The organism is Microbacterium sp. NPDC057658 (assembly GCF_042799975.1).
Lineage (GTDB): Bacteria > Actinomycetota > Actinomycetes > Actinomycetales > Microbacteriaceae > Microbacterium.
This window is the reverse complement of record NZ_JBHVHT010000001.1, coordinates 1,340,096-1,352,851: the sequence shown is the minus strand read 5'-3', so window position 1 is coordinate 1,352,851 and position 12,756 is coordinate 1,340,096. Positions and strand designations below refer to the sequence as shown.

The 12,756-nt window shown below is 70.8% G+C and carries 12 protein-coding genes; 4 read left to right on the top strand and 8 right to left on the bottom strand.

Annotated elements, in window-relative coordinates; translation table 11 throughout:
* Window positions 1-91 precede the first annotated feature (91 nt).
* Together ACFU8V_RS06465 and ACFU8V_RS06460 are read right to left on the bottom strand one after the other, a co-directional pair.
* On the bottom strand, window positions 92-1,108 hold the full coding sequence (locus ACFU8V_RS06465) for an ABC transporter permease (protein WP_126894123.1): 1,017 nt from the start codon (window positions 1,106-1,108) through the stop codon (window positions 92-94).
* Window positions 1,105-2,094, bottom strand: a complete 990-nt coding sequence (locus ACFU8V_RS06460; protein ID WP_085606864.1) for an ABC transporter ATP-binding protein — start codon at window positions 2,092-2,094, stop codon at window positions 1,105-1,107. Before ACFU8V_RS06460 ends, ACFU8V_RS06465 begins: the two co-directional genes overlap by 4 nt.
* 89 nt (window positions 2,095-2,183) lie before the next feature.
* On the opposite strand from ACFU8V_RS06460, the gene ACFU8V_RS06455 reads away from it, so the two are divergent.
* Window positions 2,184-2,582 carry a YccF domain-containing protein gene (locus ACFU8V_RS06455; protein WP_060922036.1) on the top strand — a complete coding sequence of 133 codons (399 nt, stop codon included), beginning with the start codon at window positions 2,184-2,186 and terminating at the stop codon, window positions 2,580-2,582.
* A 10-nt stretch (window positions 2,583-2,592) separates the two neighbouring features.
* On the opposite strand, the gene ACFU8V_RS06450 is transcribed toward ACFU8V_RS06455, so the two are convergent.
* Entirely contained in the window at window positions 2,593-3,579 is a 987-nt protein-coding gene (locus tag ACFU8V_RS06450) for a glycerophosphodiester phosphodiesterase family protein (protein WP_338565567.1), read from the bottom strand.
* Between the two features lie 92 nt (window positions 3,580-3,671).
* On the opposite strand from ACFU8V_RS06450, the gene ACFU8V_RS06445 reads away from it, so the two are divergent.
* Complete coding sequence (locus ACFU8V_RS06445; RefSeq protein WP_303708602.1) at window positions 3,672-4,592, top strand: Bax inhibitor-1/YccA family protein; 921 nt, start codon at window positions 3,672-3,674, stop codon at window positions 4,590-4,592.
* Window positions 4,593-4,752: 160 nt separating this feature from the next.
* A complete protein-coding gene (locus ACFU8V_RS06440) occupies window positions 4,753-5,025 on the top strand; it encodes a GlsB/YeaQ/YmgE family stress response membrane protein (RefSeq protein WP_025103755.1) in 273 nt (90 codons plus the stop codon).
* A gap of 96 nt (window positions 5,026-5,121) precedes the next feature.
* Here ACFU8V_RS06440 and ACFU8V_RS06435 read toward each other — a convergent pair whose 3' ends face one another.
* The gene (locus tag ACFU8V_RS06435) at window positions 5,122-6,423 is read right to left on the bottom strand and encodes an RNA polymerase sigma factor (RefSeq protein ID WP_378869861.1); all 1,302 of its coding nucleotides are present in this window, start codon (window positions 6,421-6,423) and stop codon (window positions 5,122-5,124) included.
* Window positions 6,424-6,436: 13 nt separating this feature from the next.
* Window positions 6,437-6,865, bottom strand: a complete 429-nt coding sequence (locus tag ACFU8V_RS06430) for a YciI family protein (RefSeq protein ID WP_085606868.1) — start codon at window positions 6,863-6,865, stop codon at window positions 6,437-6,439.
* A 183-nt stretch (window positions 6,866-7,048) separates the two neighbouring features.
* Here ACFU8V_RS06430 and ACFU8V_RS06425 point away from each other — a divergent pair, with 183 nt between their 5' ends.
* Window positions 7,049-9,139 carry a glycoside hydrolase family 10 protein gene (locus tag ACFU8V_RS06425; RefSeq protein WP_085606870.1) on the top strand — a complete coding sequence of 697 codons (2,091 nt, stop codon included), beginning with the start codon at window positions 7,049-7,051 and terminating at the stop codon, window positions 9,137-9,139.
* A gap of 60 nt (window positions 9,140-9,199) precedes the next feature.
* On the opposite strand, the gene ACFU8V_RS06420 is transcribed toward ACFU8V_RS06425, so the two are convergent.
* The 3 genes from ACFU8V_RS06420 to ACFU8V_RS06410 are packed head-to-tail and all read right to left on the bottom strand — an operon-like array spanning window position 9,200 to window position 12,689.
* Window positions 9,200-10,585, bottom strand: coding sequence for a glycosyltransferase (locus tag ACFU8V_RS06420; RefSeq protein ID WP_378869856.1), 1,386 nt, complete (start codon window positions 10,583-10,585; stop codon window positions 9,200-9,202).
* An 8-nt stretch (window positions 10,586-10,593) separates the two neighbouring features.
* A complete protein-coding gene (gene guaA / locus ACFU8V_RS06415) occupies window positions 10,594-12,180 on the bottom strand; it encodes a glutamine-hydrolyzing GMP synthase (RefSeq protein WP_378869853.1) in 1,587 nt (528 codons plus the stop codon).
* Window positions 12,177-12,689 (bottom strand): DUF3817 domain-containing protein, encoded by a 513-nt coding sequence (locus ACFU8V_RS06410; protein ID WP_062635876.1) that lies wholly within the window; start codon window positions 12,687-12,689, stop codon window positions 12,177-12,179. Before ACFU8V_RS06410 ends, guaA begins: the two co-directional genes overlap by 4 nt.
* Between the last annotated feature and the right edge of the window lie 67 nt (window positions 12,690-12,756).

Genomic DNA, 12,756 nt, shown 5'->3' with positions numbered 1-12,756 from the left:
CCGTCCAGACCACCGCTGCCGCATGGCCGTCCGTCGACCCGTCGGTGGACGGCCGGTGAACGGTCGGTGGCGTCTTCCTCGGCCCCGACGCTCAGGCGATGCGGGTGCCCGGCGGCAGCCGCCGCGCGGGCGTCCGGGTGCGGGCCCATGCTCCCGCGAACAGCGCCCCCGCGAGCACGACCTGCACGCCGAGCCCGACGAACCAGCTCGGCACGGTCTCGTCGATCACCTCCTCGGCGGTCTGAGAGCCGCTCTCCGGATCGCAGTCGTCCCAGCGCTGCTCCAGCGGCGAGAGCTGCGCGCTGCGGACGCCCCACTTGATCTGCCCGTAGAGGTCGACCGGGTAGCCGTCCTTGCTGAACTCGGTGGGGGTCGCGTCGGCGAGCACGACGAACGGGTTGGCGGCGAGCGCCCACCACACGAGGTCGAACCGCGGCGCCTCGTACGTGTAGCTCTCCCAGCTCTCGCAGTCCACGTTGCCGTTGTTGTCGTAGGGGCGGCTGTAGCTCGTCGCCTCGCTGCGCACGGCCAGGCCGCCGAGCGCGAAGACGATGATCGTGCCGATGACGAGCGCCGAGACCACGAGGTAGGTGGACGCGACGGAGAACAGCGGGCGGGCGATGAGGCCGCTCAGGCCGACGCCGATCGCGGCGACGATGACGATCTCGACGGCGAGGATGAGCAGCGCCACGAACAGCACGATCGGATCGGTCCCGCCCGCCAGCAGCGACGCCGCGAGGAAGGGAACCGCCACCAGGAGGAACGCGCCGCCCGTCGCGATCGCCGCGAGCAGCTTGCCCAGCATGATGTCGCCGGTCGACGCCGCGGTGACCTGGATCGGCGCGAGCGTGGCCGCCTCCCGGTCGCCGTTGATCGCGTTGCCGCTGAGCGTCGGCGAGACGAGCACGACGAGCAGCAGGACCACGTTGACGACGATGGACGACACGCCCGCCCCGACGTCCTCCCCCCAGGAGTACACGGCGAACGACAGACCGGTGACGCCGAGGAGCACCAGCGCGAAGACGCCGAGAAGCACGTACCAGCCGATGCTCCGCAGCCGCTGGGTCAGTTCCAGGCGCGCGATGACGCCGATGTTCGCCAGGCTCATGCTCCCGCCTCCGTTCCGTGGGGTGCCGCAGGCGGCGGGGGCGGCGGGGTCGTCGCCGCGAGCGGCTGCGGGTGCCGGAGCGCGAGGAACGTGTGCTCCAGATCGCTCTGCGCGGGTGCGAACTCCGCGACCGGCAGCCCCGCCTCCACGAGGAGACGCAGCGACCGGGCGGCGGCGTCCTCCCCGGGGAAGCCGACGAGGACGGCGCCGCGGTCCACGGCGAGGGACTCAGGTGCCAGTCCGAGAGTCGACGCGACCTGCCACGTGTCCGCGTTCAGGCGCTCCGCGGTGGCACCGGCGAGCCGCACCCGCCAGGCGCGGACCGTGCTCTGCGCCGGAGCGGCATCCACCACGGCCCCGCCGACGAGGAAGACGGCATCGTCGACGACCTCTTCCAGCTCGGACAGCACGTGGCTGGAGATGAGGACCGTGCGCCCTTCGGCCGCGAAGCGGCGCAGCAGCACCCGCAGCTGCACGCGGGCCTCGGGATCGAGGCCCGACGCCGGCTCGTCGAGAAGCAGCACCTGCGGGTCGTGAACGAGAGCGCGGGCCAGGCCGAGCTTCTGCTTCTGCCCCCGGGAGAGCACCTTCGCGGCGGAGTCCGCGAGTTCTCCCAGGCCGACGAGACCGAGGAGGTGCTGCGCCCGCCGCTCCGCGTCCGCGCGGTCGATCCCGTAGAGGCGGGCCGTGGTCACGATGGTCTCGCGGGCTGTGAGGGAGGGCCAGGCGCCGAGGGCGTCCGGCATCCACCCCAGCACGCGACGCGCCGCGAGCGGATCGGCTTCGGGGTCGATGCCGCCGATGCGGATCGAGCCGCTGTCGGGGGCGAGCAACGAGGCGAGCATCAGGAGCAGCGTCGTCTTGCCCGCGCCGTTCGGGCCCACCAGGCCCGTCACCCTTCCCGCCTCTGCGCGCAGCGTGGCCCCTCGCACGGCCTGCACGTCCCCGAACGCCCTGCTGACGTCGTCCACCACTATTCCGGTCATGCGGTCAGTCTGGCATCGCCGGGCGCGAGCGCCGGGGACCTCCGGGCTGATGCCCAGCCGCGCCGCCCCGCGGGTGACACAATCGCTGTATGCGCACGATCCTCAACATCATCTGGGTCATCCTCGCGGGCTGGGCGCTCTTCCTCGGCTACGTGCTGGCCGGCCTGCTGCTGTGCATCCCGATCATCACGATCCCGTGGGCCATCGCGTCCTTCCGCATCGCCGCCTACGCCATCTGGCCGTTCGGCCGCGAGGTCGTCAGCAAGCCGACGGCCGGCGTCGGCTCGTTCCTCGGGAACGTGCTCTGGGTCATCCTCGCGGGGTGGTGGCTCGCGCTCGGCCACATCGTGTCGGGACTGGCGCTGTGCATCACCATCATCGGCATCCCGATGGGCATCGCCGACTTCAAGATGGTCCCGGTGTCGCTCATGCCGCTCGGCAAGGAGATCGTCTCCACCCGTCAGGGCGCGTTCGACCGCACGCTCTGACCCCGACGGGTCAACTGCGGAAGAACGCCACGCCGAGATCGGGGTGGTCGACGAAGACGCCGTCCACGCCCTGCCGGGCGATCACGCCCCACTCGGCCTCGTAGTGCCCGAAAGCGCTCTTGCCTCCCGGACCGCGGTAGGGCGCCGCGAGGAAGGCGTTCTCCGGACGGCAGGTCCAGGTGAAGACGGTCAGGCCGCGGGCATGGGCATCGGCGACCAGCGTCGTGCCCGGCGCCAGGAGCATCTTCTTGTCGACGCTGATCCCGTCGACCTGACCGACCAGGCGGTCCAGATTCCCGGGTGTCACCGTCTCCGGGTAGCTCAGGGCCTTCGAACCCTCCGCGACGAGCAGGTCGTACGGCTGTCCCGCCGCCTCGATCAGGTACACGAAGCTCGCGTCGACGCCCGCGGCGCGGAGCTGCCCGAGCACGGTCGACTCGAAGCTCTCCACGATCAGCGGCAGCTCCCCCGCCGCCCATCCGGCGTCGCGCAGCTCCCGCGCGATGAGGGGCGCGAGGTCGAGTCCGATGCCCGCGAAATGCGTGGCGTGCTTCACCTCGAGCACGACGCCGATCGGCCGGCCCTGCTCCTGCGCGGCCGCCCGTACGAGGTCGAGGACGTCGCGCAGGCGCAGGATGGGTTCCGTGCCGTCGAAGGAAGCGCTGGATGCCCGGAGCTTCGGCAGCCGTTCCCGGCAGCGCAGCGTGGACAGCTCCGCCCAGGTGAAGTCCTCCGTGAACCAGCCGGTCAGTGCGGCACCGTCCACGCGCCTCGTCGTGCGGCGGTCCGCGAACTCCGGGTGATCGGCGACGTCCGTGGTGCCGGAGATCTCGTTCTCGTGCCGCACGACCAGGACGCCGTCCTGGGTGGCGACCACGTCCGGCTCGACCGCGTCGACCCCCATCGCGAGAGCGACCTCGTAAGACGAACGGGTGTGCTCCGGTCGGTGGCCCGGGGCACCGCGGTGCCCGATGACGAGCGGGGATTTGCTGGGCACGCTCACAGCGTAAGGCACCCCGGGAGTGTCGCCTCACGGGTATCGTGGAGGAAAGCGACCTACGACCCCCCTTTTGGAGTGAGGCCCACCTGATGAGCAACTTCGCTTTCAACAATCCTGCTTTCCAGCAGCAGGACCCGCGCAACGTCGCGACCTACCCGGGTGCGCCCCAGGGCGCTCAGGGCGCGCAGGCCGCGTCGCTCCAGCACGGCGCGATGGATGCCGCCGCCAACGCGCAGCTCGAGGGCATGTACGCCGCTCCCGCCGCAGGCGCGCTCGAGACCGACCGGATGTCCGTCGAGGACACCGTGTGGAAGACCGCCGGCCTCTTCGGCATCCTCCTCGTCACCGCCGTCGTCGGCTGGGTGCTGACCCTGGGCGGCCTCGACGTGCCGCGCTACGACCCGTACAACCCCGCCGCCGTCAACGTGCTGCCCTGGGCCCTCGGGGCGCTCGGCGGCTTCGTGCTGGCGATGGTCATCACCTTCACCTCGCGCAAGAAGGTCCGCCCCGCGCTGATCTTCGCCTACGCGGCGTTCGAGGGTCTCTTCATCGGCGGCATCTCGGCGTTCTTCGAGGTCCGCTGGCCCGGCATCGTCTTCCAGGCGACGCTCGCGACCGTCTCGGTCGTCGGCGTGACCCTCGCCCTCTTCGCGAGCGGCAAGATCCGCGCGTCCAAGAAGGCCACGAAGATCTTCATGATCGCGATGATCGGCTACCTGGTCTTCTCGCTCCTGAACCTCGTTCTCATGTGGACCGGGATCAATGACAACGCCTTCGGCCTCTTCAGCATGAAGATCATGGGCATCCCGCTCGGCCTCATCATCGGCGTCCTCGTCGTGATCATGGCGGCGTACTCGCTGGTGCTCGACTTCGACCAGATCCAGCAGGGCGTGCGCAACGGCGCTCCCCGCAAGTACGGCTGGCTCGGCGGCTTCGGCATCATGGTCACGGTCGTCTGGCTCTACGTCGAGATCCTGCGGATCATCGCGATCGCCCGCGGCAACAACTGACCCGATCCGTCGCGACCAGAGGCCCGTCTCCCTGGGGAGGCGGGCCTCTTGCCATATCCGGGACGGAGCGCGCAAGGGGTTGGCACGCGATTCCGGAGCCGGGCACAGTAGGTGTCACGAAGCCCCGGCACCCCGGGGCTCCTGACCCAAGGAGCTGACCATGAGTTTTCTCGGCTTTCTTCTTCTCGGCCTCATCGCCGGAGCCATCGCGAAGCTGATCCTGCCCGGCAAGCAGGGCGGCGGATGGTTCATCACCCTGCTGCTCGGCGTCGTCGGTGCCCTGCTCGGCGGCTGGCTCGGCAGCCTGATCCTCAACCGTCCGCTCACCGAGTTCTGGGACCTCGGCACCTGGCTCCTCGCCATCGGCGGTTCGATCATCGTGCTGCTGATCTACGGTCTCATCGCCGGCCGCGGCCAGCGGGTCAACGACTGACGCAGACCCCACTCGACGCGCCCCGCGTCACCCACGCCCGTCCCTCACGGCTGCGAGAGCATCCGTGAGGGGCGGGTCTTTTCGTGCTGCGGACGATCAGCTCCCGGCACCGCGCGCCTTGCGCTCCAGGAGTCCGCGCTCGCGGTCGTTGCCCGCCAGTGCCGCGGCGGTCGCGAACTCGCCGCGCGCCTCGCTCTCCCTGCCGAGTCGGCGCAGCAGCTCGCCACGCGTGGCCGGGAGCAGGTGGTAGCCGCGCAGCGCCCCGGACGCCGCCAACTCATCTATCAGCCGCAGCGCGGAGGCGGGCCCTGTCGCCATGGCCACGGCGGCCGCGCGGTTCAGCTCCACCACCGGGGACGGGGTGAGCCGGCCCAGCGCCTCGTAGAGGACGACGATGCGGTCCCAGTCGGTCTCCTCCACGGACGGCGCGACGGCATGGCATTCGGCGATGGCGGCCTGCAGACTGTAAGGCCCGCGTCCGCGGCCGAGTCCGTCCGCCCGCGCCAGGGCTGCTCTCCCCCGCGCGATGCGGCTGCGGTCCCACCGCCGACGGTCCTGATCGGCGAGCAGCACCGGGTCGCCGTTCCGGTCGGTCCGCGCCGGGAAACGTGCGGCCGTGAGCTCCAGGAGCGCGAGCAGGCCGCGCACCTCCGGTTCCCGGGGCTGCAGCGCGGCGAGCACCCTGGCGAGCCGGATGGCCTCGTCGCTCAGCTCCGGCCGCATCCACTCCGGACCGCTGCTGGCCGCGTGCGCTTCGTTGAAGATGAGATAGAGCACCCCGAGGACCGCGCCGAGCCGCGCCGCATGCTCCTCCCGCGGTGGCACCTCGAACGGCGCGTGCGCGGCCGCCAGCGTCTTCTTCGCGCGCACGATCCGCTGCTGCACGGTCGCCGTGGGGATGAGGAAGGCGCGGGCGATCTCCTCACTCGTCAGACCGCCCACGACCCGCAGCGTGAGCGCGACCTGCGCCTCCCGGGAGAGGACCGGGTGGCACGCGATGAAGAGGAGGCGCAGCACATCGTCGTCCACGGCATCCGGGTCCCACGGCAGCTCATGCCCCTGCGCCTGCTCCTGCTCCTGCTCCAGGTCGTGCGCGATCAGCGCCAGACGGTCGTCCAGCCGCTCGCGGCGGCGCCATCCGTCCATCGCCTTCCGCTTCGCCACGGCCGTCAGCCACGCGGCGGGATTCTGCGGCACGCCCTCGGCGGGCCATTGCCGCAGCGCGGCGACCAGGGCCTCCTGCGCGAGATCTTCTGCCAGGCCGAAGTCGCCGACCATCCGCGTCAGTGCGCCGACGATGCGCGCGGACTCGATGCGCCACACGGCCGCGACCGCGCGCTCGGCCGCCTCCTGCGCGGAGGCGGCCGAGGTCGTCGCGGGGCCCGGGGAGCCGTCCATCAGCGGACGGGGGTCACGCCTGCTCGGCGCGGCGGGCCTGCTCCTCCCGCCAGCCCGCCTCCTTCTCGATCCACTCGTTGTCGGCCGGGAAGTCCTCCGGGCCGGTCACCCGGCGCACCTCGAGGAACGATCCCGGTCCGAGCGGCGCCCGGCTCGCCCATTCCGCGGCCTCCTCACGCGAGGAGACCTCGATGATCCAGAAGCCGTTGAAGAGCTCCTTCGTCTCCCCGTAGGGGCCGTCCGTGATGAGCGGCTTCTCGGCGCTGAAGTCGACGACGAAGCCCTCCGCCGCGTCGGTCAGGCCTTCCCCGGCGACGAGGACGCCCGCCTTCATCATCGACTCGTTGTAGCGGCCCATGGCCTCGATGACCTGCTCGAAGGGCATCTCCTGATAGACCGCCACCGCGTCGTCGGTCGCGCGCATGATGAGCATGAACTTCATGATGTTCTCCTTGTTCCGAAGGGCCGTTCCTCGACCCTCTCATCACAGACGTCGAACGGGAACGGCGGAGATCGACATCGGGGCGAAAATTCCTCCCGGTCTTCTGCCGAGAGCCACATCGGCATAGAGTTTCAGTTCAACCCCTTTCAGTGGAAATTCTTTTCCAGATCGAACGAGGACTCGATGAAGAGACGCATCGCCGCCACCGCCGCGGCTGCCCTGCTCCTGCTGGCGCTCCCCACGACCGCCGGAGCGGCCCCCGACGAGGAGCCGCTGACCCGGTACGTCAAGGACGCCTCCGGCACCTACGGCTACGGCACGGAGCCCGTGCACACCTATCCGGGATCCGGCGAGCAGGTCGCCATCCCCACGACGCTGACGCCGGAGAACCGCCGCTTCTCCAGCGCCTGGGTCGGGACGATCGGCAACCTGAACTTCGGCAAACCCGCCGACGCGGCGGACTTCGACGCCCGCTACGCGACGGTGCTCGACGACTTCGCCTCCTGGAACATGAACGCCGTGATCTTCCAGGTGCGTCCGCTGCTGGACGCCTACTACCCGTCGGCGCTCAACCCGTGGTCCGAGTTCCTCACCGGCGCCCAGGGCGCCGATCCCGGCTATGACCCGCTGCAGCGCATGGTCGAGGCCACCCATGCCCGCGGCATGGAGTTCCACGCGTGGCTGAACCCCTATCGCGTGACCAACGCGAAGATGACCTCGCCGGGGATCCTCACCGCCCTCGGCCTCACCGCGGACCAGGTGAAGGCACTCTCCATCCCGCAGTACATCGCGGCACTGAACGACGCCGGCATCCTCGCCGACGACAACTTCGCCGTGCAGCACCCCGACTGGGTCCTGTCTTTCGAGGAGAAGCTGTTCCTCGACCCCGGCCAGCCCGAGGTCCCCGCGTACGTCGCGGCCACCGTCGCCGAGATCACGGAGAACTACGACGTCGACGCCATCCACTTCGACGACTACTTCTACCCGTACCGGATCACCGTCGACGGTCAGAACGTGTTCTTCGGCGCGCAGGGCGAGGACCGGGCGACGTTCGAGGAGTTCGGCCTCACGGCGGGCTATCCCGACACCGTCGCCGGCATCGAGGCGTGGCGGCGCGACAACATCACGGGTCTGATCACCCTCGTCGGCGACGCGATCGACGCCGGCAACGCGGCCCGCGGCACCGCCGTGCAGCTCGGTATCAGCCCGTTCGGGATCTGGGAGCACGAGGCGCTCGACCCGGCCGGATCCCACACGCCGACGAGCTCGTCGCAGACGTACAGTCAGGCGGTCTTCGCCGACACCCGCGGGTGGGTGCAGGACGAGCTGATCGACTACATCGTGCCGCAGATCTACTGGAGCTTCGATCAGGCGGCCGCCCCGTACGGGGAGCTGGCGCAGTGGTGGAGCGACGTGGCCGCCGGCAGCCGCACCCAGGTCTACGTGGGGCATGCGCTCTACAAGCACGTCAACAACGGCGGCTGGGAGCAGGCCTGGATGAATCCGGAAGAGGTGCCGAATCAGATCCGGTACAACCAGAAGCTCGACGGCATCGAGGGCAGCGTCCTGTTCAGCTACAACGACATGAAGCCGAGCGACCTGGCCGCTCTGCCCGCGGATCAGCAGCCCAAGCACGAGGCGAAGAACACCGCGATCGAGCTCCTCGAGGGCGAGGCCTTCGCCCACCCCACGCTCGTTCCGGCCAAGCCCTGGCTCTCGGACGGACAGGTGGCCGCCCCGGTGGCCCCCGAGGTCGTCGACGGCGAGCTCCGCTGGCAGGCCGGCGACGCGCGGGAGGCCCGCCAGTATGCGATCTATCGCGGTACCGGCGATCCGGCGCAGATCGTCACCACCCCGGGCGCGCTGGTCGACACGGTCTGGGCAGGCGGTGCGGCGTCGTTCCGCTTCCCCCTCCCCGCCGACGAGGCCCCGGCCGCCGCGCGCGCCGCGACGGAGACCTGGGTGGTGACCGCGCTGGACGCGGCCGCCGTCGAGAGCGCGCCGGTGGCTGTCGCGGTGGACGAGCCGGTGGATCCCACCGATCCGGGAACTCCGACGGATCCCACCGATCCCGGCACGCCGGAGGACCCGGACTCCGGGGGTGACGATGACGCCGCCGCCTCTCCCGTCGGCGGCGCGTCGCGCGGCGACCGCGGCGACCTCGCCGCGACCGGCGGCGATGTCCCGATGATGGCGCTGCTCCTGGGCGGACTGCTGCTGACCGCCGGCGCCGTCACGGTCGGAGTGACCGCCTTCCGGCGGCGCACGCGATAGGACCGTCGACCGCCGGGGCGTCGTCCGCGACTCCCCGGCGGTCGACCGGGTCGCGGACGGTCAGCGCCGCGAGGGAGCGCGGACGGCCGCGGCGATCGTCGCGGTCAGCGCCTCCACGGAGCGCGCCGGGCTCCACGCCGCCGCGACGAGCGGCGCCTCCGCGCGGAGCGCCGCGAGCCGGTCCGGATCGGTCAGGAGGTCCCGCAGGGCCTCCCCCAGCGCCGTGACGTCACCGGCGGGCACGAGCACACCTCCGCCGGCGCCGAGCACATCGCGGATGCCGTACCGCACGTCGTACGACACCACAGGGGTGCCGTGCAGCAGCGCCTCGACCACGCCGAGCGGCTGTCCCTCGAACGCGGTCGAGGTCACCAGGACGGACGCACGATCGAGCACGGTCGCCGGATCGGCGGTGTACCCGCAGAGCCGCACGCGGTCGGCGCCGTCGAGCTCGGCGATCAGCGCCGCCAGCCGCTGCTCCTCCGCACCCGTGCCCCAGATCTCCATCCGGGTGCCCGGCACGTCCGCCGCCAGGAAGGCGCGGATCGCGTGGTCGACGCGCTTGCCCGCCGCGAGTCGGCCCAGCACGACGACGAGGCCGTCCTCGCGCAGACTCTCCCGACGTTCCACGGGCTCGATGGGGTTCGGCACCACGACGTGGTTCGCGGAGGAGCCGAATCGCGCCACCACGTCGTCGCGCTGCGTGGCCGTCGGCCAGATCACCGCGTCGAAGCGGTCGGCCAGGCGGAACCACCGCGTCCAGAGCGTGTTCATGGGTGCGTCCGGCGTGTAGGGAGCCTCGACGTGCATGGTGTGGATGGGGTGCAGGATGCGCACGCGCGGGTCGTCCCAGTCGGCGACCAGTTCGCCGAGCTGACGCGATTCGCAGATCACGACGATCGGCCGGTCGCCCAGCGCCGCCGCGACGTGGTCGAGCCAGGCACCGTAGAGCCCGCGGAAGCCGTGCAACGCCCCGACGACCGCACCGCTCTCGTCGTGGACGAGGACGGGCTCGTCCGTGAGGTGCCAGTCCGGGTCGCCGGGGATCACCGGGAGGGCCACGAAGGGACGACCCTCCGGGTCCGCGAGCACCCGGTACTCCACGTCGGGGTCGGCCGTCACCGCGTCATCAGCCGCGTCTCGCAGCCAGGCGGCGGCTCCGCCCTCCGGGGCGACGGCCTCGTCGAAGAGGTTCCGCAGACGATCCGGGTCCGCAAGCGCGCCGCGGTCGGCGAACACGCGGCGATGCTCGGCGTGATCGGCGATCGTCCCCGGATCGAAGGTCAGCAGCTGCGGACCCCGGCCCTCGCCGGCGCCCGCTCCGGCGAGCAGCCGGGCTCGCGCGAGTGTCGCGATCGTGTACCCGCCGTCCAGCCCGGGGATCAGACGGCTGGACAGCACCAGGTACTCGGCGTCCGGGAGGACCGGTGCCGAGACCGGGGGCATCGCGCCCCCTACTCCCACTCGATCGTCCCCGGCGGCTTCGACGTGACGTCCAGCACCACCCGGTTGACGTCGCGGACACCGTTGGTGATCCGGTTCGAGATCTTCGAGAGCACGTCGTACGGCAGACGGGTCCAGTCGGCGGTCATCGCGTCCTCGCTGGAGACCGGACGCAGCACGATCGGGTGGCCGTAGGTGCGGCCGTCGCCCTGCACGCCCACCGAGCGCACGTCGGCGAGGAGCACGACCGGGCACTGCCAGATCTCCTGGTCGAGCCCGGCCTTGGTCAGCTCCTCGCGGGCGATGGCGTCGGCCTCACGCAGGATCTCGAGGCGGTCAGCGGTGACCTCACCGATGATCCGGATGCCGAGACCGGGCCCCGGAAACGGCTGGCGCCCGACGATCGTCTCGGGGATGCCGAGCTCGCGGCCGATCGCGCGGACCTCGTCCTTGAACAGGGCCCGCAGCGGCTCGATGAGCTCGAAGTCGAGGTCGTCCGGAAGACCGCCCACGTTGTGGTGCGACTTGATGTTGGCGGTGCCCGCACCGCCGCCCGACTCCACCACGTCCGGGTAGAGCGTGCCCTGCACGAGGAACTTCACCGGGGCGCCGCCGTCGGCCTTCGCCTCCTCCACGAGGTCGAGCTGCACCTTCTCGAACGCGCGGATGAACTCGCGGCCGATGATCTTGCGCTTCTCCTCGGGGTCGGTCACGCCCTGGAGGTGACCGAGGAAGGTCTCCGCGGCGTCGACCGTGATGAGCCGCACACCGGTGGACTCGACGTAGTCCTTCTCGACCTGCTCGCGCTCGCCCTTGCGGAGGAGACCGTGGTCGACGAAGACGGCCGTGAGCTGGTCGCCGATGGCCTTGTGCACGAGAGCGGTCGAGACGGCGGAGTCCACGCCGCCGGACAGCGCGGAGATGACCCGGGCGTCGCCGACCTGCTCGCGGATGCGCTCGATCTGCTCGGCGATCACGTTGTCGGGGTTCCAGTCGGACGCGAGGCCCGCACCCTTGTGGAGGAAGTTCTCGAGCACGCGCTGACCGTGATCCGAGTGCTTGACCTCCGGGTGCCACTGCACGCCGTAGAAGCCGCGCTCCTCGTTCGCGAAGGCGGCGACCTTCGTGGCCTCCGTCGTCGCGAGCACCTCGAAGCCCTCCGGTGCCTTCGCGACCTGGTCGCCATGGCTCATCCACACGTTCTGCTCGGTCGGCTGCCCGCTGAGCAGCGTGCCGCCGTCACCGGAGATGACGGCATCCGTGGCGCCGTACTCGCGGAGGCCGGTGTGCGCGACCTCGCCGCCGAGGGTCTGGGCCATGTACTGGAAGCCGTAGCAGATGCCGAGCGTGGGGACGCCGAGGTCGAAGACCGACGGGTCGAGCTTCGGCGCGCCCTCCTCATACACCGACGAAGGTCCGCCGGAGAGGATGATCGCGACGGGGTTCTTGGCGGCGATCTCCTCCGCCGTGGCGGTATGCGGCACGATCTCGCTGTAGACGCCGGCCTCGCGGACGCGGCGGGCGATGAGCTGCGCGTACTGGGCGCCGAAGTCGACGACGAGCGCGGGGCGCTGCTGGGTCTCGGACTGTTCGGTCAACGGACACCTTCCGGGGCGATCGCGGAGGCCTCGGCGGCCTCCCGGGTGGCGAGATAGGTCTTGACTTCACGGGCGACGATCGCCTCCATGAAGAACGACAGCAGCGGGATGACACCGCCGAGCGCGAGGAGGATGAACCGGCGGAACGGCCAGCGCATCAGGCTCCACATGCGGAAGCACGCGAAGAGGTAGACGACGTAGAACCAGCCGTGGGCGACGAGGATGAACAGCGAGATGTTGAAGCCGTCCCCGAGGGAGGTCATCTCGCACGAGTTCGTCCACGGCGCGAACAGCGACCACCACTGGCAGTCCGGCCCCGCGATGACGCCGGCGAACCAGAGCGGGCCGCCCGATCCTCCGGCGAAGAGCTCGAGGTGGATCGGCGTGTACTTCAGCACCATCTCGGCGAGCAGCAGGAGCAGCATGACTCCCGTGATGATCGACGCGATCTGGTAGAACTTCAGCGCACCGCGGATCGCCGGAAAGCTGGCGACTTTCGGTTCGGGCATGCCCCCAGTCTAGTCGGCGGCGGGCGACGCCCCGACCCCGCGGAAACGACGGAGGCCGCCGGGTCTC

Excerpts from the sequence above, each read along its gene's own strand:
- ACFU8V_RS06430 (WP_085606868.1), bottom strand. The coding sequence starts at position 6,865 with ATGAAGTTCATGCTCATCATGCGCGCGACCGACGACGCGGTGGCGGTC.
- ACFU8V_RS06445 (WP_303708602.1), top strand. The coding sequence starts at position 3,672 with ATGAGCAACTTCGCTTTCAACAATCCTGCTTTCCAGCAGCAGGACCCG.
- ACFU8V_RS06425 (WP_085606870.1), top strand. The coding sequence starts at position 7,049 with ATGAAGAGACGCATCGCCGCCACCGCCGCGGCTGCCCTGCTCCTGCTG.
- ACFU8V_RS06420 (WP_378869856.1), bottom strand. The coding sequence starts at position 10,585 with ATGCCCCCGGTCTCGGCACCGGTCCTCCCGGACGCCGAGTACCTGGTG.
- ACFU8V_RS06435 (WP_378869861.1), bottom strand. The coding sequence starts at position 6,423 with ATGGACGGCTCCCCGGGCCCCGCGACGACCTCGGCCGCCTCCGCGCAG.
- ACFU8V_RS06440 (WP_025103755.1), top strand. The coding sequence starts at position 4,753 with ATGAGTTTTCTCGGCTTTCTTCTTCTCGGCCTCATCGCCGGAGCCATC.
- ACFU8V_RS06455 (WP_060922036.1), top strand. The coding sequence starts at position 2,184 with ATGCGCACGATCCTCAACATCATCTGGGTCATCCTCGCGGGCTGGGCG.
- ACFU8V_RS06465 (WP_126894123.1), bottom strand. The coding sequence starts at position 1,108 with ATGAGCCTGGCGAACATCGGCGTCATCGCGCGCCTGGAACTGACCCAG.
- ACFU8V_RS06410 (WP_062635876.1), bottom strand. The coding sequence starts at position 12,689 with ATGCCCGAACCGAAAGTCGCCAGCTTTCCGGCGATCCGCGGTGCGCTG.
- ACFU8V_RS06460 (WP_085606864.1), bottom strand. The coding sequence starts at position 2,094 with ATGACCGGAATAGTGGTGGACGACGTCAGCAGGGCGTTCGGGGACGTG.